Annotated in this window: 18 protein-coding genes; 14 read left to right on the top strand and 4 right to left on the bottom strand. The window is 65.4% G+C overall.

What is annotated here, in order from left to right; all coding sequences use genetic code 11:
* The 5 genes from paaD (at position 1) to V8U06_RS17195 (ending at position 5,081) form a co-directional block, all read left to right on the top strand.
* Entirely contained in the window at positions 1-525 is a 525-nt protein-coding gene (gene paaD, locus V8U06_RS17215; RefSeq protein ID WP_427141687.1) for a 1,2-phenylacetyl-CoA epoxidase subunit PaaD, read from the top strand.
* A gap of 122 nt (positions 526-647) precedes the next feature.
* Positions 648-1,724 (top strand): 1,2-phenylacetyl-CoA epoxidase subunit PaaE, encoded by a 1,077-nt coding sequence (gene paaE, locus V8U06_RS17210; protein WP_427141686.1) that lies wholly within the window; start codon positions 648-650, stop codon positions 1,722-1,724.
* A 12-nt stretch (positions 1,725-1,736) separates the two neighbouring features.
* Positions 1,737-2,492 (top strand): Phenylacetic acid catabolic protein, encoded by a 756-nt coding sequence (locus V8U06_RS17205; RefSeq protein ID WP_427141685.1) that lies wholly within the window; start codon positions 1,737-1,739, stop codon positions 2,490-2,492.
* A gap of 12 nt (positions 2,493-2,504) precedes the next feature.
* Positions 2,505-4,562, top strand: a complete 2,058-nt coding sequence (paaZ, locus tag V8U06_RS17200; RefSeq protein WP_427141684.1) for a phenylacetic acid degradation bifunctional protein PaaZ — start codon at positions 2,505-2,507, stop codon at positions 4,560-4,562.
* Positions 4,563-4,565: 3 nt separating this feature from the next.
* Positions 4,566-5,081 carry an acyl-CoA thioesterase gene (locus V8U06_RS17195; RefSeq protein ID WP_226922937.1) on the top strand — a complete coding sequence of 172 codons (516 nt, stop codon included), beginning with the start codon at positions 4,566-4,568 and terminating at the stop codon, positions 5,079-5,081.
* Positions 5,082-5,098: 17 nt separating this feature from the next.
* Here V8U06_RS17195 and V8U06_RS17190 read toward each other — a convergent pair whose 3' ends face one another.
* The 4 genes from V8U06_RS17190 to paaG form a co-directional block, all read right to left on the bottom strand.
* Positions 5,099-5,695 carry a TetR/AcrR family transcriptional regulator gene (locus V8U06_RS17190; protein ID WP_226922936.1) on the bottom strand — a complete coding sequence of 199 codons (597 nt, stop codon included), beginning with the start codon at positions 5,693-5,695 and terminating at the stop codon, positions 5,099-5,101.
* Between the two features lie 87 nt (positions 5,696-5,782).
* Entirely contained in the window at positions 5,783-7,093 is a 1,311-nt protein-coding gene (paaK, locus tag V8U06_RS17185) for a phenylacetate--CoA ligase PaaK (RefSeq protein ID WP_427141683.1), read from the bottom strand.
* 58 nt (positions 7,094-7,151) lie between these two features.
* Entirely contained in the window at positions 7,152-7,592 is a 441-nt protein-coding gene (paaI, locus tag V8U06_RS17180; RefSeq protein ID WP_427141682.1) for a hydroxyphenylacetyl-CoA thioesterase PaaI, read from the bottom strand.
* On the bottom strand, positions 7,589-8,377 hold the full coding sequence (gene paaG, locus V8U06_RS17175; protein WP_427141681.1) for a 2-(1,2-epoxy-1,2-dihydrophenyl)acetyl-CoA isomerase PaaG: 789 nt from the start codon (positions 8,375-8,377) through the stop codon (positions 7,589-7,591). The genes paaI and paaG overlap by 4 nt, the downstream gene beginning before the upstream one ends.
* Before the next feature lie 100 nt (positions 8,378-8,477).
* Between paaG and paaN the strand changes: the two genes are divergently transcribed.
* The 9 genes from paaN (at position 8,478) to V8U06_RS17130 (ending at position 19,279) form a co-directional block, all read left to right on the top strand.
* Positions 8,478-10,139: a phenylacetic acid degradation protein PaaN gene (gene paaN, locus V8U06_RS17170; protein WP_427141680.1), complete on the top strand. Its 1,662-nt coding sequence runs from the start codon at positions 8,478-8,480 to the stop codon at positions 10,137-10,139.
* A gap of 48 nt (positions 10,140-10,187) precedes the next feature.
* Positions 10,188-11,327, top strand: coding sequence for an ABC transporter substrate-binding protein (locus tag V8U06_RS17165; RefSeq protein WP_427141679.1), 1,140 nt, complete (start codon positions 10,188-10,190; stop codon positions 11,325-11,327).
* Between the two features lie 70 nt (positions 11,328-11,397).
* The gene (locus tag V8U06_RS17160; protein ID WP_427141678.1) at positions 11,398-12,270 is read left to right on the top strand and encodes a branched-chain amino acid ABC transporter permease; all 873 of its coding nucleotides are present in this window, start codon (positions 11,398-11,400) and stop codon (positions 12,268-12,270) included.
* Between the two features lie 2 nt (positions 12,271-12,272).
* Entirely contained in the window at positions 12,273-13,229 is a 957-nt protein-coding gene (locus V8U06_RS17155) for a branched-chain amino acid ABC transporter permease (RefSeq protein WP_427141677.1), read from the top strand.
* A complete protein-coding gene (locus V8U06_RS17150) occupies positions 13,226-14,011 on the top strand; it encodes an ABC transporter ATP-binding protein (RefSeq protein WP_427141676.1) in 786 nt (261 codons plus the stop codon). The genes V8U06_RS17155 and V8U06_RS17150 overlap by 4 nt, the downstream gene beginning before the upstream one ends.
* Positions 13,998-14,699: an ABC transporter ATP-binding protein gene (locus tag V8U06_RS17145; RefSeq protein WP_226922928.1), complete on the top strand. Its 702-nt coding sequence runs from the start codon at positions 13,998-14,000 to the stop codon at positions 14,697-14,699. Before V8U06_RS17150 ends, V8U06_RS17145 begins: the two co-directional genes overlap by 14 nt.
* A 4-nt stretch (positions 14,700-14,703) precedes the next feature.
* Complete coding sequence (locus V8U06_RS17140) at positions 14,704-16,761, top strand: 3-hydroxyacyl-CoA dehydrogenase NAD-binding domain-containing protein (protein WP_427141675.1); 2,058 nt, start codon at positions 14,704-14,706, stop codon at positions 16,759-16,761.
* A gap of 72 nt (positions 16,762-16,833) precedes the next feature.
* A complete protein-coding gene (locus V8U06_RS17135; protein WP_226922926.1) occupies positions 16,834-17,757 on the top strand; it encodes a helix-turn-helix domain-containing protein in 924 nt (307 codons plus the stop codon).
* Positions 17,758-17,872: 115 nt separating this feature from the next.
* The gene (locus V8U06_RS17130) at positions 17,873-19,279 is read left to right on the top strand and encodes an aldehyde dehydrogenase family protein (RefSeq protein WP_427141674.1); all 1,407 of its coding nucleotides are present in this window, start codon (positions 17,873-17,875) and stop codon (positions 19,277-19,279) included.
* Positions 19,280-19,292 lie beyond the last annotated feature (13 nt).

Raw genomic sequence — 19,292 nt, 5'->3', positions numbered from 1 at the left:
ATGGAACCGGCGCTCCGTCCTTCGCTCGATGAGGTGTGGCACTGGCTATCCAAAGTGCCGGACCCGGAAATCCCGGTCATCTCGCTGACCGATCTTGGGATCATCCGGGACGTCGAATGGCGGGACGACACGCTCGTGGTGACGGTGACGCCGACCTATTCGGGCTGTCCTGCCACCACGATCATCAATCTCGACATCGAGACGGCGCTCACCGGGAAAGGCCTTTCGAAGGTCCGGCTGGAGCGCCAGCTCTCGCCCGCCTGGACGACGGATTGGATCAGCGCCGAAGGCCGGGAAAAGCTGAAGGCCTACGGCATCGCCCCGCCGATCGACGGCACGGCCGCCGATGGCATCCTGATGAAACGCATCGATCGGCTTTCCGGCCGTTCGAACCTGACGATCGCCTGTCCGCGCTGCGGATCCGTGAATACCGAGAAGATCAGCCAGTTCGGCTCGACGCCCTGCAAGGCGAGCTATCGCTGCACCGACTGTCTGGAACCGTTCGACTACTTCAAGTGCATCTGACCCTGGAGCGTGCCCGGCAAACCCGGTTCGCCCGACACGCTCCGGTTTCTTGTTTTACCGCATTGTCCGACGCCGAAGCGATGCTGCTCCGGCTGGAAATGCTCTAGGGAGAGGGCCCGCGCATGGCACGTTTTCATCCCCTGACCGTGACCGACGTTCGCCGCGAGACGCGCGATGCAGTCGTCGTCACGCTCCGGCCGTCCGAGGAGGACCGCGCCGTCTTCGACTTCACGCAAGGACAGTATCTTACTTTCCGCCGCAAGTTCGAGGACGAGGAACTGCGCCGCTCCTATTCGATCTGCGCCGGCAAGGATGAGGGCGTGTTGAAGGTCGGCATCAAGCGCGTCGACGGCGGCTGTTTCTCCACCTGGGTGAACGAGAACCTGAAGGCTGGCGACACGCTGGAAGCCATGCCGCCGATGGGCGCCTTCTTCACCGCGCTGGAGCCGGAGGTGTCCAAACACTATCTCGGCTTTGCCGGTGGCAGCGGCATCACGCCCGTGCTTTCGATCATCAAGACCGTGCTGTCGCGCGAGCCGCGCGCGCGTTTCACGCTCGTCTACGCCAACCGGCAGATCAGTTCGATCATGTTCCGCGAGGAGCTGGAGGACCTGAAGAACCTCTATCTCGGCCGGTTCTCCGTGCTGCATGTGCTGGAAAGTGAAGCGCAGGAGATCGACCTCTTCACCGGCCGCATCGACGGCGAGAAATGCGCGGCTCTCTTCAAGAGCTGGATCGATATCACGTCGATCGCCACTGCCTTCATCTGCGGCCCCGAGCCGATGATGCTGGCCATCGCCGCGGCCCTTCGCGCGCATGGGCTTCGCGACGACCAGATCAAGTTCGAACTCTTCGCCTCCTCGCAGCCCGGCCGGGCGCAGCGCAAGGTGGAGGCCATCGCCGGCGCGGACCAGGGGGCGATGTGCGAGGCGACCGTTACGCTCGACGGCGCGACACGCGTCTTCAAGTTCCCGAAACAGGGCCAGAGCCTGCTCGACGCGGCGCTCGAAAACGCCATGGACGCGCCCTATGCCTGCAAAGCCGGTGTCTGTTCCACCTGCCGCGCCAAGATCATCGAGGGCGAGGCCGAGATGGAGGTCAATCATGCGCTCGAAGATTACGAGGTGCGGCAGGGCTATGTCCTGACCTGCCAGTGCTATCCGCTCACCGACCGCATCGTCGTCAGCTACGACCAGTAGGGGGAATACGCCATGTCCGATACGATGCCGATCGAGGATTACCTGGCAAAGGGCGGGGTTCTCTCGTCTCCCGCCAATGTGCCGCCGCGCTATCGCGGTGAGTTGCTGCGGCTGATGGCGAGCTTCGTCGACAGCGAGCTGGCCGGCTCGGCGGGGTTTGCTGATACGATCAACGATGCGCCGGGTATTCAGGAACGCATTTCCGCTGCCCGCATCGTGCTGGAAAAGGCCGACCATGCGGGCAAGGTCCTGCGGATCATGGAGACCTTTGGCGCGGATGGCGGACGCTATGCCGTACATCATCCCTGGGCCGAGCGGCGCGCCCGCGAGGCCGATATCGGTGCGGCGCGACAAGGCGGCGACATGCGCCTTTCCGTCTTCCACTATCCGCTGCAAGGCTGGGTCGACGCCGTCGTCATGAACGTGCTGATGGGCCGCGCGAGCGTCGTGCAGCTCAAGGAGCTGTCGCGCGTCTCCTATCAGCCGCTCGCCGAAGTCTTTCGTGCCATCCTGCCGCGCGAGACACGCCATGCCGAACTCGGGCTTGCCGGCCTCTTGCAGATCATCGATGGCGCGGTGGGCCGTGACGGTGCAAAGGCCTCGGTCGCCTATTGGTATCCCCGCGTTGCCGCGAGTTTCGGCCATTCCGGCTCGGCCCGCTTCGAGACGCTGTCCCGGTTTGGGCTGCGGCATACGCCAAACGAGACCCTGCTTGCGGAATGGCAGGCCGAAGTCGATGCGCAGCTTTCTGCGCTCGGACTGAAATGAGAGGATAATGACATGAACGTCATGGCAAACCGGCCGCGCCGGCTTGAAAGCTATGTCGGCGGCCAGTGGGTCGCCGGCGCGAAGGACGGCGTGCCGCTGCTCGACGCCTCGACGGGCGCGCCCGTCGCCTTCATCGATTCCACAGGCATCGACTTCAAGGCGATCCTCGCCTACGGCCGCGACAAGGGTGGCCCGGCGCTGCGCCGTCTGTCCTTCCACGAGCGCGCCGCCATGCTGAAGGCGCTCGGCCAGGCGCTGATGGAGCGCAAGGAAGAGTTTTACGCCCTGTCGACCGCCACCGGCGCCACCCGTGCCGACAGCTGGGTCGATATCGAGGGCGGCATCGGTACGCTGCTTTCCTATGCCTCCAAGGGTCGGCGCGAGCTGCCCAACACCCGCGTGCTGCTGGATGGCGACGTGGAGCTGCTGTCGAAGGACGGCACTTTTTCCGCGCAGCATATTCTGAGCCCGCTTCAGGGCGTGGCGGTTCACATCAACGCCTTCAACTTCCCCTGCTGGGGCATGCTGGAAAAGCTGGCGCCGACGCTGCTGGCCGGCGTTCCCGCCATCGTCAAGCCGGCAAGCCAGACGGCCTATCTCACCGAATTGATGGTCCGCCGCATCGTCGAGACCGGTATTCTGCCCGAAGGCACCTTGCAGCTCGTCTGCGGCTCGGTCGGCGATCTGCTCGATCATGTCGAGGGACAGGATGCCGTGACCTTCACCGGCTCCGCCTCCACCGGTCAGCGCCTCAAGACGCACAAGGCCATCGTGGAGAATTCCGTGCGCTTCACCATGGAGGCCGACAGTCTCAACGCCGCCGTGCTCGGTCTCGATGCCGTGCCCGGCACGGAGGAGTTCGACCTTTTCGTCAAGGAAGTCGCGCGCGAGATGACGGTGAAGGCCGGCCAGAAATGCACGGCGATCCGCCGCGTCATCGCGCCCCGCTCCTACAGCGAAGCCCTCATCGAAAGCCTGCGCGCGCGCCTCGGCAAGACCGTCATCGGCAACCCCGCCGATGAAGCCGTCCGCATGGGCCCCCTCGCCAGCCTCGACCAGCGCGAAGAGGTTCGCGCCCGCATCCGCGATCTCTCAGCCGATGCCGAGATCGTCGCCGGCAACCCTGATCAGGCTGACATCCAGTCCGGCGATGCCGCGGCCGGCGCCTTCCTCAATCCGGTTCTGCTCTATTGCGCCAAGCCGGGGTCGGCCCGTGCGATCCACGATGTCGAGGCCTTCGGCCCCGTCAGCACCGTCATGCCCTATGACACGGCGGAAGAAGCGGTCGATCTCGCCCGGCGCGGCAAGGGCAGCCTCGTTGCCTCCGTCTTCACCAACGATCCCGGTTTTGCCGAAGAGGTGGTGCTCGGGCTTGCACCGTTCCACGGCCGCGTGATGATCGGCAACCGCATCAGCGCCGAGTCCTCCACCGGTCACGGTTCCCCCCTGCCGGGCCTCGTGCATGGCGGCCCCGGCCGTGCCGGCGGCGGTGAGGAGCTGGGCGGCATGCGCGGCGTCAAGCATTATATGCAGCGTACCGCCATCCAGGGCGCCCCGACGATGCTGTCGGCCGTTACCGGCCGCTGGATGCAAGGGGCTGCAGCGCAGGGCGGCGGCGAACATCCCTTCCGCAAGTCGCTGGCGGAACTGAAGATCGGCGACCAGCTGATCACCGCATCGCGCACGGTGAGCCTCGAGGATATCGAGCATTTCGCCAACTTCACCGGTGACACCTTCTACGCCCATATGGACGAGGAGGCCGCCAAGGCGAACCCGTTCTTCGACGGGCGAGTGGCGCATGGCTATCTCATCGTCTCCTTCGCAGCCGGTCTCTTCGTCGATCCGGCGCCCGGCCCGGTGCTCGCCAATTACGGCGTCGATAACCTGCGCTTCCTGACACCGGTCAATCCCGGTGATACGCTCCAGGTGCAGTTGACCTGCAAGGAGATCAATCCGCGCGCCAATGCCGAGCACGGCGAGGTGCGCTGGGATTGCAATGTGACGAACCAGCTGGGCGCCACCGTCGCGCAATACGACGTTCTGACGATGGTGGCCAAAACGAGAGAGTGATTGATGACGCCGATCGAGCAGGATCCCCGCCGCCTGGACATGACCGTGCTGATGACGCCCGACATGGCGAACTTTTCGGGAAAGGTCCATGGCGGGGCGCTGCTCAACCTGCTCGATCGCGTCGCCTTCTCCTGCGCGTCCCGCTATTCGCAGCAATATGCGGTGACGCTGTCGGTCGACCAGGTGATGTTCAAGGAGCCGATCCATGTCGGCGAGCTCGTCACCTTCCGCGCCTCGGTCAACCATACCGGTCGCACCTCCATGGAGATCGGCATTCGTGTGGAGGCGGAAAACATCCGCTCAGGCAAACGCCGGCACACCAATTCCTGCTATTTTACCATGGTTGCCGTGGACGATACGGGAAAGCCGGTGCGTGTGCCGGAACTGCAGCCGAAGGACGCCGTGGACGTCAGACGCTACAAGGCCGCTGAATTGCGCCGCACGTTGCGGCGCGAGTTTGCCGAACGGCTGGAATCGGTGGCGGCGACGGGCAAGGATGTGGAGAAGGACGGAGAGTAAGCCGGCGCGCGCCGGCCTCAGGTTACGGCTTTGACGCCTTCCAGGATCAACGTCGTCGCGATGTCCGCATATTCGTCCCGCGTCACCGGCCCATTGGGGCGGAACCACATATAGACCCAGTTCATCATGCCGAAGAGCGACATGGTGACGGGCATCAGGAGCGGGCGGTCCTTGTTGAGGTCCGGGTTGATGTCGCGGATCACGCCGGAGAAGCGTTTGACGATCTGCCGTTCGATGGCCTGCAATTCGGCAAGCTGGTCCGGGGAGAGTGCGCTGGTGCCATTGAGCTGCACCTTGTGCTCGTTGTCGCGACCTTCGTAATTCGCCAGAACCGCCTTGACCAGCAGTCGCAGGCGCGCCTGCGGATCCAGCTGCGGCCGGTCCGCGGCCTCGATGGCATTGGCAAGTTCCGTCAGATGCGTGCGCACGATATCGAAGATCAGCGCGTCCTTGCTCGGATAGTAGTGGTAGAGCAGGGCCTTGGACACGTTGCTGTGCGAGGCGATCTGGGACATGGACGCCTTTTCCATGCCCATCTCGGCGAAGACCGCTGCGGCACTCAACAAAATGCCACGCTGTTTTTCCTCGAAATCGACTGCGCGCGTGCGTGCCATGGTTCCTGCTCTGCTTGTTCCTGCTATCCGGGAAGGGCGGCTGACCTCCCTATACACAGTCAAGCCGGTGCCGGGCTATCCCTACATTCATTCCTTCGGCCGGTTATCGACCACGCGCTTCGCCTTGCCTTCCGAGCGGGCGACGCCGCCCGGCTCGTGCACGGTGATCCTGGTGGAGACGCCGACGATGCTCTTGATGTGGTGGGCGAGTTCCTTGGCCGACCCGGCGCGGGCGCTCTCGTCCGCCATCTCGACGGTGCATTCGACATGAACCGTCATGTTGTCCATTCGGCCCGACCGGCTCAACTCGATCTGGAAATGCGGAGCAAGGCCACGGCATTTCAGGATCTGCTCTTCGATCTGCGTCGGGAAGACGTTGACGCCGCGCAGGATCATCATGTCGTCGGAGCGGCCGGTGACCTTTTCCATGCGGCGCATGGAGCGGGCGGTGCCGGGCAGGAGCCTTGTCAGGTCGCGCGTGCGGTAGCGGATGATCGGCAGGCCTTCCTTGGTGAGCGTCGTGAAGACCAGCTCGCCGATCTCGCCGTCCGGCAGCACTTCGCCGGTCTCGGGATGGATGATCTCGGGGTAGAAATGGTCTTCCCAGATATGCAGGCCGTCCTTCGTCTCGACGCACTCGTTGGCGACGCCCGGGCCCATGACCTCGGAGAGGCCGTAGATGTCGACGGCATGCATGTCGAAGGCCTGTTCGATTTCCTCGCGCATGGCGTTCGTCCAGGGTTCGGCGCCGAAAATACCGACGGCGAGCGAGCTTTCACGCGGGTCGATGCCGTGTCTGCGGAATTCGTCGAGGATGGAGAGCATGTAGGACGGCGTCACCATGATGATGCGCGGCTTGAAGTCCTGCATCAGCGTGACCTGCCGCTCCGTCATGCCGCCGGAGATCGGCACGACCGTGCAGCCGAGCTTTTCCGCGCCATAGTGCGCGCCGAGACCGCCGGTGAAGAGGCCGTAGCCGTAGGCGACATGCACGATGTCGCCGGCCCGGCCACCCGAGGCGCGGATGGAGCGCGCGACGACGGTCGCCCAGGTGTCGATATCGTTCCGGGTGTAGCCGACGACAGTCGGCTTGCCCGTGGTGCCGGAGGAGGCATGGATGCGCGCGAGCTTTTCACGCGGCACGGCGAACATGCCGAAGGGATAGGTGTCGCGCAGGTCCTTCTTGGTGGTGAAGGGGAATTTTGCGAGGTCGGACAAGGTCTTCAGGTCCGAAGGGTGCACGCCCGCTTCATCGAAGCGCTGGCGGTAGAAGGGAGAATTCTCGTAGGCGTGGGTCAGCGACCACTTCATGCGCTGCAGCTGCAGCGCGGAAATCTCGTCGCGCGAGGCGGTCTCGATCGGCTCGAGCTCTCCGGGGCGGGGGGACAGGTCTTCCATGAAATTCTCCTCCAAGAATGCGGGCAAGAATACGGGCAAGAATAGGGGATGGTCTGCCTCACTCCGGCAGATGCGTGCCCTTGACTGTTCGCGAGTGGCCGCGGAATTCCGCGACGTGCTCGCCCTCCTGATTGGTGATGCGGATATCGTAGAGGCCGCCGCGCCCGCGGCGCGACACTTCGCGCGCCGTTGCCGTCAGCCTGTCGCCCTTGAAGGCCGGCGCGAGGAACGTCACGGAACAGTGCTGGGCGACGGTGCGCTGATTGTAGGTGTTGCAGGCAAAGGCGAAGGCCGAATCCGCCAGCGTGAACATGTAGCCGCCATGGCAGGTGCCGTGGCCGTTGGTCATGATCTCGGCGATGGTCATGGCGATGACGGCCTCGCCGGGGGCGATGGAGACAAGCTCCATGCCGAGATGACGGGTGGCATTGTCGTCGTCCCACATGGCCTTGGCGCAGGCTTCGGCCAGCGCCTGCGGGGAAAGGGTCGCGGCGCTCATCTGCCCTTGAACTCCGGCTTGCGCTTTTCGAGGAAGGCGGAAACGCCCTCGGCATAGTCGGCGCTGCGGCCCGCCTCGCGCTGCAGGTCGCGTTCGAGATCGAGTTGCTGGTCGAGCGAATTGGTGGCGGCGGCCTGGATGGCCCGCTTGGTCATGCCGAGGCCGCGCGTCGGGCCGGCGGCGAGACGCGTCGCAAGCGCGCTTGCCTCTTCCATCAGCTTGTCATCGTCGACGGCGCGCCAGATGAGGCCCCAGTCGGCGGCGGTTTCCGCCCCGAGCGGCTCGGCCGTCAGTGCCAGCGCCTTGGCGCGAGCCTCGCCGATCAGGCGCGGCAGGCTCCAGGTGCCGCCGGAATCCGGCACGAGGCCGATCTTGGCAAATGCCTGGATGAAGCGGGCGGAGCGCGCGGCGAGCGTGATATCGCAGGCGAAGGCGATGTTGGCGCCCGCACCGGCGGCAACACCGTTGACGGCGCAGATGACGGGCTTTTCAAGGCTGCGGATCAGGCGCAGCAGCGGATTGTAGAAGGTCTCGATGGTGTGGCCGAGATCCGGCACGCCCTTCTTCGGATCGCGGTCGCCGAGATCCTGTCCCGCGCAGAAGCCGCGGCCGGAACCGGTCAGCAGCACCGCGCGGACGGCGTCGTCCGCATGGGCCCGCTCGAAGCCGGCGCGCAGCGCAAGATGCATCTCGTCGTTGAAGGCGTTGAGCTTGTCGGGGCGGTTCAGCGTGAGGGTGAGAACGCCATCGGCAAGCGCCGACAGAATGGTGTCGGAATTGGACATTTTTCCTCCCTGTCGCCCTTCCCAGCGGCGACCGTAAAAAAACTCTTGCATAAACCGACCGGTCAGTCAATTATAAAAGCACTGACTGGGAGGAGCAGCCATGACCGCACTTTTCGAGCGCCATCGCCCCACGCTGGAAGCAGCCTTGCAGGCCGCTGCCAAGCGCGATTTCTGGACTGCCTATCCTGAAGTGCCAAGCGGCAAGATCTATGGCGAAACCGCCAGGGACGACGGACTTGCCGCCTACAAGGCGCGTCTCGGCCAGCCCTTCACGCTCGCCGGCCATCCCTCCGACGGCGTCGTCGGTGCGGAAGTCTCGCCTTACGGACCCTCCCTCGGCATCACCTATCCCGCCGCCTCCGTGGGCATGCTCGTCTCCGCCTCGCGTGCCGCCGCGCCGCAATGGGCGGCCGCCGCACCGGAAATCCGCGTCGGTATCTGCCTCGAAATCCTCGCCCGCCTCAATGCCCGCAGCTTCGAGATGGCCAATGCCGTCATGCACACGACGGGCCAGGCCTTCGCCATGGCCTTCCAGGCCGGCGGTCCGCATGCGCAGGATCGCGGCCTCGAAGCCGTCACCTATGCCTATGCCGAGATGACCCGCACGCCGGCGACGGCGACCTGGACCAAGCCGCAGGGCAAGGGCGAGCCTATCGTCATGGAAAAGCACTGGCGCATCGTGCCGCGCGGTGTTTCGCTGGTCATCGGCTGCAACACGTTCCCGACCTGGAACAGCTATCCGGGTCTGTTCGCGAGCCTTGCCACCGGCAACACCGTCATCGTCAAGCCTCATCCCGCCGCGATCCTCCCGCTTGCCATCACCGTCGAGATTATCAGGCAGGTGCTGGTGGAAGAAGGTTTTGCCGCCGACATCGTATTGCTCGCCGCCGATGCGCCCGGTTCTGAGATCACCAGGGATCTCGTCCGGCACTCCGCCACAGCGCTCGTCGACTATACCGGCTCCAATGCCTTCGGTCGCTGGGTCAGGGAAAATGCCGGCGGCGCTGACGTCTACACCGAAGAGGCCGGCGTCAATTCCATCGTGATCGGCGCCACCGACAATTTCGCCGGCATGTGCGGCAATATCGCGTTCTCGCTGTCGCTCTATTCCGGCCAGATGTGCACCGCCCCGCAGAATATCTTCGTCCCGCGCGCCGGTATCGAGACGAACGAGGGCCACAAGAGCTTCGACCAGGTTGCCTCCGGGATCGCCACTGCCGTTGACGGTCTGCTTTCCGATCCGGCGCGCGCTGCCGGTGTCTGCGGCGCCATCGCCAATCCCGCGACGCTCGCCCGCGTCGCCGCCGTTCGCGCGCTTGGCCGTCTCGTCCGCGATTCCGCACCGGTCGAAGGCCTCGACGATGCCCGAACCGCAACGCCGCTGATCCTCGCGGTCGATGCGTCGGACAACGAAACCTATGCGGAAGAACGTTTCGGTCCCATCGCCTTCGTCGTCGCGGTCGACGATGTCGTCGATGGCGTGAACCGCGCAGCCGACCTTGCCGAGCGCAAGGGCGCGATCACCGCGGCGCTCTATGCCACCGACGAGACGCAAATCCTTGCCGCCGCCGACCGGTTTGCCGCGGCGGGCGTCAATCTTTCGGTCAATCTGACCGGCGGCATCTACGTCAACCAGAGCGCCGCCTTCAGCGATTTCCACGTCACCGGCGCCAATCCGGCCGGCAATGCCAGCCTGACGGATGCGGCGTTCGTCGCCAACCGGTTCCGCGTGGTCATGTGGCGCCGCCCCGCGGCGGCGTGAGAGGTGTTTTTGCTTTAACCCTTTGTCTTTGTTGGGAGGAGAACCGACATGAAACTTTCGCTTGCCACCACCGCCCTTGCGCTCGTTCTGGGGCTTGCCGCGCCTGCTTTCGCCGATATCAAGATCGGCGCGACCGTCTCGGAAACCGGCCCGGCATCCTTCCTCGGCGATCCCGAGGCCAAGACGCTGAAGATGCTGGTCGAGGAGATCAACGCCGCCGGTGGCGTCAATGGCGAGAAGCTCGAACTCGTGATCTATGACGACGGCGGCGACCCGAACAAGGCACGCACCTTCGCCACCCGTCTCGTCGAAGATGACGAAGTCGTCGCCGTGATCGGCGGCACGACGACCGGCACCTCCATGGCCATCATTCCGGTCTTCGAGGATGCCGAGGTGCCCTTCATCTCGCTGGCCGGCGCCATCGAGATCATCGATCCCGTCAAGCCCTATACCTTCAAGACGCCGCACACGGACCGCATGGCCTGCGCGAAGATCTTCGAGGACATGAAGAAGAACGGCATCACCAAGATCGGCATGATCTCCGGTTCCGACGGTTTCGGCGCCTCCATGCACAAGCAGTGCCTCGCCATCGTCGGCGACTACGGCATCGAGGTGCTGGCCGACGAGACCTACGGCCCGACCGACGCCGACATGACGCCGCAGCTTACCAATATCAAGGGCAAGGAAGGCATCCAGGCCGTACTCAACCCCGGCTTCGGCCAGGGGCCGGCCATCGTCACGCGCAACTATGCCCAGCTCGCCGTCGGCCTGCCGCTCTACCAGTCGCATGGCGTTGCCTCCGACGGTTTCATCGAGCTTGCCGGCGCGGAAGCGGCCGAAGGCGTGCGCCTGCCGGGCACGGCGCTGCTCGTCGCGAAGCTCCTGCCGGAAAGCGATCCGCAGCGCGCCGTCGTCACGGCCTACAAGGACGCCTATGAGAAGGCGACCGGCAAGCCGGTCTCGACCTTCGGCGGCTACGCCCATGATGCGCTGCGTATTCTCGTGGATGCGCTGAAGCGTGCCGGCAGCACCGAGCCGTCCGACATCCGCGATGCCATCGAAGGCACGAAGGGTCTGGTCGGCACCACGGGTACCGTCACCATGACGGCCGAGGATCACCTCGGCCTCGACCTCTCGGCCTTCCGCATGCTGCAGATCGAAAAGGGCGGCTGGAAGATCGTCGAGTAATCGAGCCTGCCGGCCCGGGCCCTGAAGGCACGGGCCGGCGGATACCGTCGTGCGCGAAGCGGAGGCATCCATGCCCGAACTCCTGCAATTTCTCCTGTCCGGGATCACGGTCGGCGCTGTTTATGCGCTCGTCGCGCTCGGCTTCACGATCATCTACAATGCCTCCGACGTCGTGAATTTCGCCCAGGGCGAGTTCGTCATGCTCGGCGGCATGATCACCTTCTTCGCGCATGCCGCCGGCCTGCCGTTGCCGCTCGCCGCGCTGATCGCCATCATCGCCACGTCGGCGGTGGGCGTGGCGCTCAACAAGCTCGCCATCGAGCCTGCCCGCGGCGCGCCCGTCGTCTCGTTGATCATCATCACGATCGGCGCATCCATCTTCATCCGTGGCGCCACGCAGCTGGTCTTCGACAAGCAGCTGCACCGCTTCCCGGCCTTCTCCGGCGACCAGCCGATCCTCATCGGTGGCGCAACCATCCTGCCGCAGAGCCTGTGGGTGATTGCCGGCGCGCTTGCCGTCTTCATCTGTCTCTGGCTGTTCTTCACGCGCACGCTGATCGGCCGCGCGGTACTGGCGACGGCCAACAACCGCGTCGCCGCCCAGCTCGTCGGCATCAACACCAACTATGTGATGACGCTTTCCTTCGCCATGTCCGCCGCCATCGGCGCGCTCGCCGGCGTGCTGGTGACGCCGATCACGCTGACGGGCTACGATGTCGGTCTCGCGTTGGCGCTGAAGGGCTTTGCCGCCGCCATGCTCGGCGGCATGGGCAACCCCAAGGGCGCACTGGTGGGCGGTCTGCTGCTCGGCGTTCTCGAAGCCATGACGGCCGGCTATATCAGCTCGCAATACAAGGATGCGGCGGCCTTCGTCGTCATCCTCGCCGTGCTCTTCGCCATGCCGCAGGGCCTGTTCGGCCGCAAATCGACGGATCGGGTGTGATCATGCGGCTCTCCAGCAAGGCAACCACGCTCCTCATCCTCGCCGCGGTCATCGCGATCGCGCCGGTCTTCTTCCCGTCGTCCTACTATTTCCGGGTGGGATCGCTGATCTTCGTCAATGGTCTGGCGGTGACGGGCCTCGTCATCCTCATCGGCTATGCCGGCCAGATCAGCCTGGGACATGCCGGTTTCGCCGGCATCGGCGCCTATGCCTGCGCGCTGGCGCCGGTTCATCTCGGCCTGCATCCCGCATTCGCCGCGCTGCTCGGCGCGGCCCTTTCCGCTGTTATCGCCTTCCTCGTCGGCCGGCCGATCCTGCGCCTCAAGGGCTATTATCTTGCGGTCGCCAGCCTCGGCTTCGGCATTCTCGTCTCGATGGTGCTCTCCAACGAGGCGCAGCTGACCGGCGGGCCGGACGGCATGGCGGTGCCGGAACTCGGCCTTCGCGCCGCGCTCAAGGCCATCGGCATCGATCTTTCCAACACCGAGTTCTGGTACGCCTTCTCCGGTTTCGTGCTGGTGCTGGGAGCCTGGCTGGCGCTCAATCTCTATCACAGCCCGACCGGCCGTGCCCTTCGCGCCCTGCACGGTTCGGAGATCGCAGCCCGCACGGTCGGCGTCGATGTCGCGCATTACAAGCTCGTCGCCTTCGTCATCTCGGCGGTCTATGCTTCGGTATCCGGATCGCTTCTGGCCCTGCAGAACAAGTTCATCACACCTGATGTGGCGGGCTTCATGCATTCCATCGAAATGGTCACGATGACGGTGCTCGGCGGGGCCGGCTCCGTGCTCGGCGCCATTCTCGGTGCCGCGATCCTCACGACGCTGCCGCAGGTGCTGACGGTCTTCCAGGAATACGAACAGCTCATGCTCGGCCTCGTCATGATGCTTGTGATGATTTTCATGCGCGAAGGCCTGCTGCCGTCCATCGCGCGCCGTATCCGGGGGAGGGGGGAATGAGCCTGCTTCAGATCGAAGGTCTCGGCATCGACTTCGGCGGCCTGCGCGCCGTCAACGATGTCGGCTTCTCCTTGAAACCCGGCGAGATCGTCTCCGTCATCGGCCCGAACGGCGCCGGCAAGACGACGCTGTTCAACATGATCTCCGGCGTCTATGCCCCGGCGCGCGGACGCGTCGTGCTCGACGGCGAGGATGTCACGCGCATGCCGCCGCATCTTCTGGCGCGCCGCGGCCTGTCGCGCACCTTCCAGAACCTGCAGATCTTCCAGTCGATGAGCGTTCTGGAAAACGCCGTTGCCGGTCATCACCTGCATGAGCGTGGTCCGGTCCTTGCCGATCTCTTCGCGTTGCCCTCTGCCCGCCGGCGAAGCAGGGCCTCGGAGGAAAGCGCCCGGCTGCTGCTCGACCGCGTCGGCCTCGGCCGGGCTGGCGAACAGGAGGCGGGCTCGCTCTCCTACGGTGCGCTGAAGCGGCTGGAAATCGCCCGTGCGCTGGCGCTGAAGCCGCGTGTCCTGCTGCTCGACGAACCCGCCGCCGGCTGCAATGCCGTCGAAACGGAGGAGATCGACCACCTCATCGCCAAGGTCGCGGCTGAAGGTGTGTCGATCCTGCTCGTGGAGCATGACATGAAGATGGTCATGCGCATTTCCAACCATATCGTGGTGCTCGATCACGGCGAGAAGATCGCCGAAGGCGAGCCGGCGGCCATCGCGCGAGATCCGCGTGTCATCGAAGCCTATCTGGGTGCCCAGTCGACGGAGGCGAAACATGCTGACGGTTGAGGGACTGCGCTCACGCTACGGCCGCATCGAGGTGCTGCACGGCATCGACCTCGATGTCGCCTCGGGCGAGATCGTCACGGTGGTCGGCGCCAATGGCGCCGGCAAGACGACGTTGCTCAAGTGCCTCTCCGGCATCCAGCCGGTTTCGGCGGGCTCCATCCTGTTTCGCGGCGAGGCCCTGACGACGGTGTCGGCGCATCGCCGCGTGCAGCGTGGCCTTGCCCAGTCGCCCGAGGGACGGCAGATCTTCACCAATCTGACGGTGGAGGAGAACCTGCGCCTTGGCGCCTATCTCTTCGCCGACGAGAAGGTCGACCGCGACAGAGAGGACGCCTTCGTGATGTTCCCGATCCTCAAGGAGAAGCGGAACCTTGCGGCGGGCGGTCTCTCGGGCGGGCAGCAACAGATGCTGGCGATTGCCCGTGCGCTGATGGCCCGGCCCTCCTGCCTGCTGCTCGATGAACCGAGCATGGGCCTTGCCCCGATCCTCGTCGCGCAGATCTTCGATGTGGTCAAAAGCATGAAGGCGCTCGGCGTCACCGTGCTTCTCGTCGAGCAGAATGCCTTTGGCGCGCTTTCGGTCGCCGATCGGGGCTATGTCATGGAGACGGGGCGCATCACCATGTCCGGCCCGTCGGCCGAATTGATCGCGGACGAACGCATCCGCGCCGCCTATCTGGGAATTTGAGATCATGACCGTCACCATCGCGAGAGAAGCTTCCGTCGCCGTCGTCACCGTCGACAATCCGCCCGTCAACGCGCTGTCGCAGGCGCTGCGCCAGGCGCTGGTCGAGGCGGTGGCGGATCTGGATGCGGACGCGGCTGTGAAGGCCGTCGTGCTGATTTGCGCCGGCCGCACCTTCATCGCCGGCGCCGACGTCAGCGAATTCGGCAAGCCGCCCCAGCCGCCGCACCTGCCGGATGTCGTGGCAGGCATCGAGGCTGCGAAGAAGCCGTGGGTCGCCGCGATCCATGGCAGCGCGCTCGGCGGCGGTCTCGAAGTGGCACTCGGCTGTGCCTATCGCGTCGCCGTCGCCTCCGCCAGCCTCGGCCTTCCGGAAGTCAAACTCGGCATCATCCCCGGCGCCGGCGGCACGGTGCGCCTGCCACGCCTGATCGGTGCGGCCGCGGCTGTCGATCTGATAACGGGCGGCAGCCCGGTTGGCGCGCGGAAGGCGGAAGGCCTCGGGCTTGTCGATGCCATCATCGATGGAGATCTGCGCGCGGGTTCTGTCGCCTTCGCGGCGGGCGTTGCGGAAAAACCGCTGCCGCAACCGATCTCCAGACGCGCCGTCCCGGCCGTCGAGGCCAGCTTCTGGGAAAGCGCGGAAAAGGCCGTCGCGGCCAAGGCCAGACGAGAGAATGCGCCGCTTCGCGCACTCGCCTCCATCCGCAAGGCTTGCGAAACGGATTTCTCCGATGCCATGGCCTTCGAGCGCGAAACGTTCCTCGCTCTGCGCGGCTCCGAACAGGCCGCGGCCCTGCGCCATGTCTTCTTCGCCGAGCGCGCCGCGCCGCGCCCGCCGGAACTTGCCGACATCACCCCGCGCGAAATCCGCTCGGCTGCCGTGATCGGCGGCGGTACGATGGGGGCGGGCATCGCCGCGGCCCTGCGCGATGCCGGCCTGCCGGTGGTGCTGATCGAGCGTGACGCCACGGCCGTCGAGCGCGGACTTGCCAATGTAAGGGCGATCTACGACGGCTCCGTCAAACGCGGGCGCCTGACGCAGGAGGTTGCCGACCAGCGCATGGCCGGCGTGACGGGTGGCGATGATTACGGGCTGCTTGCCAATACGGACCTCGTCATCGAAGCCGTTTTCGAGGATCTCGTCGTCAAGCGCGCCGTCTTCGAACAGCTCTCTGCGGTCTGCCGGCCGGATGCCGTGCTCGCCACCAACACCTCCTACCTCGATCCCGACGCGATCAGCGCCGGCATCGCCCATCCCGAGCGGTTCCTCGGCCTGCACTTCTTCAGTCCGGCCCATGTCATGAAACTGCTGGAGATCGTGCCGGCGGAGACGACGGCGCCGGAGGTTCTGGCGGCGGGCTTCGCGCTCGCCCGCCAGCTGGCCAAAATCCCCGTTCGTGCCGGCATCTGCGATGGCTTCATCGGCAATCGCATCCTGAAGGTGACGCGTGCCCAGGCCGAGCGCCTGCTGCTGTCGGGCGCGACGCCCTCGGCGGTCGATGCCGCCATGCGCGCTTTCGGCCTGCCGATGGGACCGTTCGAGGCGCAGGACCTCGGCGGTCTCGACATCGCCGCCTTCCAGCGCAAGGCGGCACGCGAGCGGGGCGAGACACCCTTCGCGCCCGTGGCGGAGCGGCTTTGCGCATTTCAGCGTTTCGGCCAGAAGACCGGCGGCGGCTGGTATGACTATCATCCCGGAGACCGGGCGCCTAAGCCGTCGGAAGCCGTCGCGGCCGTCATTGCCGAGGAGGCCACGGGCCGGCCGCAGCGAACATGGGACGATGCTTCGATTGCCGATGCGATCGTGCTGCCGATGGTCAACGAGGCGACACGTATTCTGAAAGAGCGCGTGGCGCTCCGCGCCGGCGATATCGATCTCGTGAAGATCCATGGCTATGGTTTCCCGCGATGGCGCGGCGGTCCGATGCACTATGCCGAGGCGCGGGGGCTTGCGGAGGTGGTGGCCGTGCTTGATCGCCTCGCGGCGGAGGGTCTTGCCGAGGCGCCTTCGGAGGGCTTGCGCCGGGCCGCGGCAGGCGGCGGTTTTTCCGCGCTTGAGTGATAGGCAAGCACTGCGGACTGTGATGAGATAGTTTGGGAGAGAAGGCATTCTGCGGGAGCCGGGGAGGGCGCAATGCAGTCGCTGATGACGCCGGGGCACAAGCCGGTACAGGTGGAAATTCTCGAGGCGGAAATCCGTAAGGTCTGCGGTTCCTTCGATCTGGAGCCCATGCGGCGCACCGGCGTCGTCAATGGCGACGTGACCACGCGGCGCGTCGGTCCGTTCGATACGGCGATCGTCGCGCTCGATGCCTCCGAGGTCGCCCGCAGCACCCGCTCCATCAAGCAGGATCCCGGAGAATATTTTTTCCTGCTCGTGCAGGATGCCGGCCAGTGTCGCGTCGAGCAGGGGGATCATGTGGCCGAGCTTTTGCCGGGCGACATGTTTCTCGTCGATTCCGTCAAACCCTCGACCTTTCTCTACCGCGGCGAACGCTCCAACCAGGTCTCGCTGCACATTCCCCGCGACGAGGTGGTGCATCGCTTCGGCAATGCCTGCGCTGGCGGTCTTTCGATCTCGCGGGAGGATCCGCTCTGGGTCGCGATGCGCGCGGTCATCGCAAAGATGCTGCTGGAGGATGGCGCGCAGGCGCAGCTTGGCGAGGCGTTCCTGTGCCTGATGGGCGCTTACCTGCATTCGAGCCGGGTGTCCGGCGTTGCGACGCCGGCCGAGACCCTGCTGTCGCGCGCGCTGGCGATGATCGACCGCCACCGGGCGGACCCTACCTTCGGTCCGCGCGAACTCGCCACCCGCCTCAACGTGTCCGAGCGCATGCTGCAGCGGCATTTCCGGCCGCTTGGCGAAACGCCCGGTCATCGGCTGCTCAATCGCCGGCTGGAGCTGGCGCATGCCCGGCTGACCGCACGGCGGGAGCAACCGTCGGAAGGCGTCACCGCCGTCGCCTTCGACTGCGGCTTCAACGATCTTTCCTATTTCTACCGTGAGTTCCGCAAGAAATACGGCGCGACGCCGGGTGCGGTTGCGCGCTGCCATTGACGCTTTTGTCCAAAAGGCGGGACGGCGCCGTCCAAGTCTGACGCCGTGTCCGCTTCTATTCTCTGCCACCATATAGGACCGCCGGAGGAGGCGGTCCGTCATGGAGGAGGCGGAAATGATGGAATTCAAGGCAACCATCGGTGGAAGGCCGGCCCATGTCGGTTCGGACTTTGCCGTTCTCAACCCGGCGACGGGTGACGAGGTCGGCCGTGCGCCGAATATGGGCGGTGCCGAGCTGGATGCAGCCGTCGCCGTCGCCAAGGCGGCCTTTGCGTCATGGTCGGCGCAGAGCGATGAAGCCCTGCAGGCGGCCTGTGCCGCGGTGACGGCAAAGATCGAGGAACATGCGGCGGAACTCGCCGAAATCATCACGCTGGAGCAGGGCAAGCCGCTGAACGGCCTCGGCTCGCGCTGGGAGGTCGGCGGCGCCGTCGCCTGGGCGGGTTATACGACGGGGCTGTCGATCCCGGTCAAGATTTTGCAGGACAACGAGCAGGGGCGGGTGGAGCTGCATCGCAAGCCGCTCGGCGTCGTCGGCTCGATCACACCGTGGAACTTCCCGGTCATGATCGCCGTCTGGCATATCCTGCCGGCGCTGCGCACCGGCAACACGGTTGTCGTCAAGCCGTCGCCCTATACGCCGCTTTCGACGCTGCGGCTTGTCCAGATCATGAACGAGGTTCTGCCGCCGGGTGTCGTCAATGTCGTGACGGGCGACGACAGGGCGTTCAATCTCGGTGGCGCGATGTCGGCGCATCCGGATATCGCGAAGATCGTCTTCACCGGCTCCTGCGCCACCGGCCAGAAGGTCATGCAGTCTGCTGCCACGACCATGAAGCGCCTGACGCTCGAGCTTGGCGGCAACGACGCCGGCATCGTGCTGCCGGATGCCGATCCGCAGGCGATCGCCGAAGGTCTGTTCTGGGGCGCCTTCATCAACAACGGCCAGACCTGCGCGGCGATGAAGCGGCTCTACGTGCATGAAAGCATCCACGATGCGGTCTGCGCGGCACTCGTCGCCTATGCGAAGGCGATCCCCGTCGGCAACGGCATGGACGAGGCAAGCATTCTCGGACCGATCCAGAACCGCATGCAGTTCGACAAGGTGTCTCGTCTCGTCGCGGATGCAAAGGGGCGCGGCAAGGTGCTGGTCGGCGGCGAACCGGGCGAGGGCCTGTTCTTCCCGCCGACCATCGTCGCCGGCCTTCGTAACGGCGATGCACTCGTCGACGAGGAGCAGTTCGGCCCGGCACTGCCGATCATCCGCTACTCCGACGTCGAGGAGGCGATCCGGCTTGCCAATGACAGCCCGAACGGGCTCGGCGGGTCGGTCTGGTCGTCCGACATAGAGGCCGCGAAGAAGGTTGCGAGCCGTCTCGCCTGCGGCTCCGTATGGATCAACAAACACGGCGCCATCCAGCCGAATGCGCCCTTCGGCGGCGTTAAGCAGTCCGGCATCGGCGTCGAGTTCGCGGACGAGGGACTTGCCGAATACACCGATATCCAGGTGGTCTTTGCCTGAGACGACAACGAAA

The sequence above is a fragment of the Shinella sp. G-2 genome (assembly GCF_050172695.1).
Classification (GTDB): domain Bacteria; phylum Pseudomonadota; class Alphaproteobacteria; order Rhizobiales; family Rhizobiaceae; genus Shinella.
Note: the sequence above shows the minus strand (reverse complement) of the source record. Positions and strands in the feature narration are given on the sequence as shown.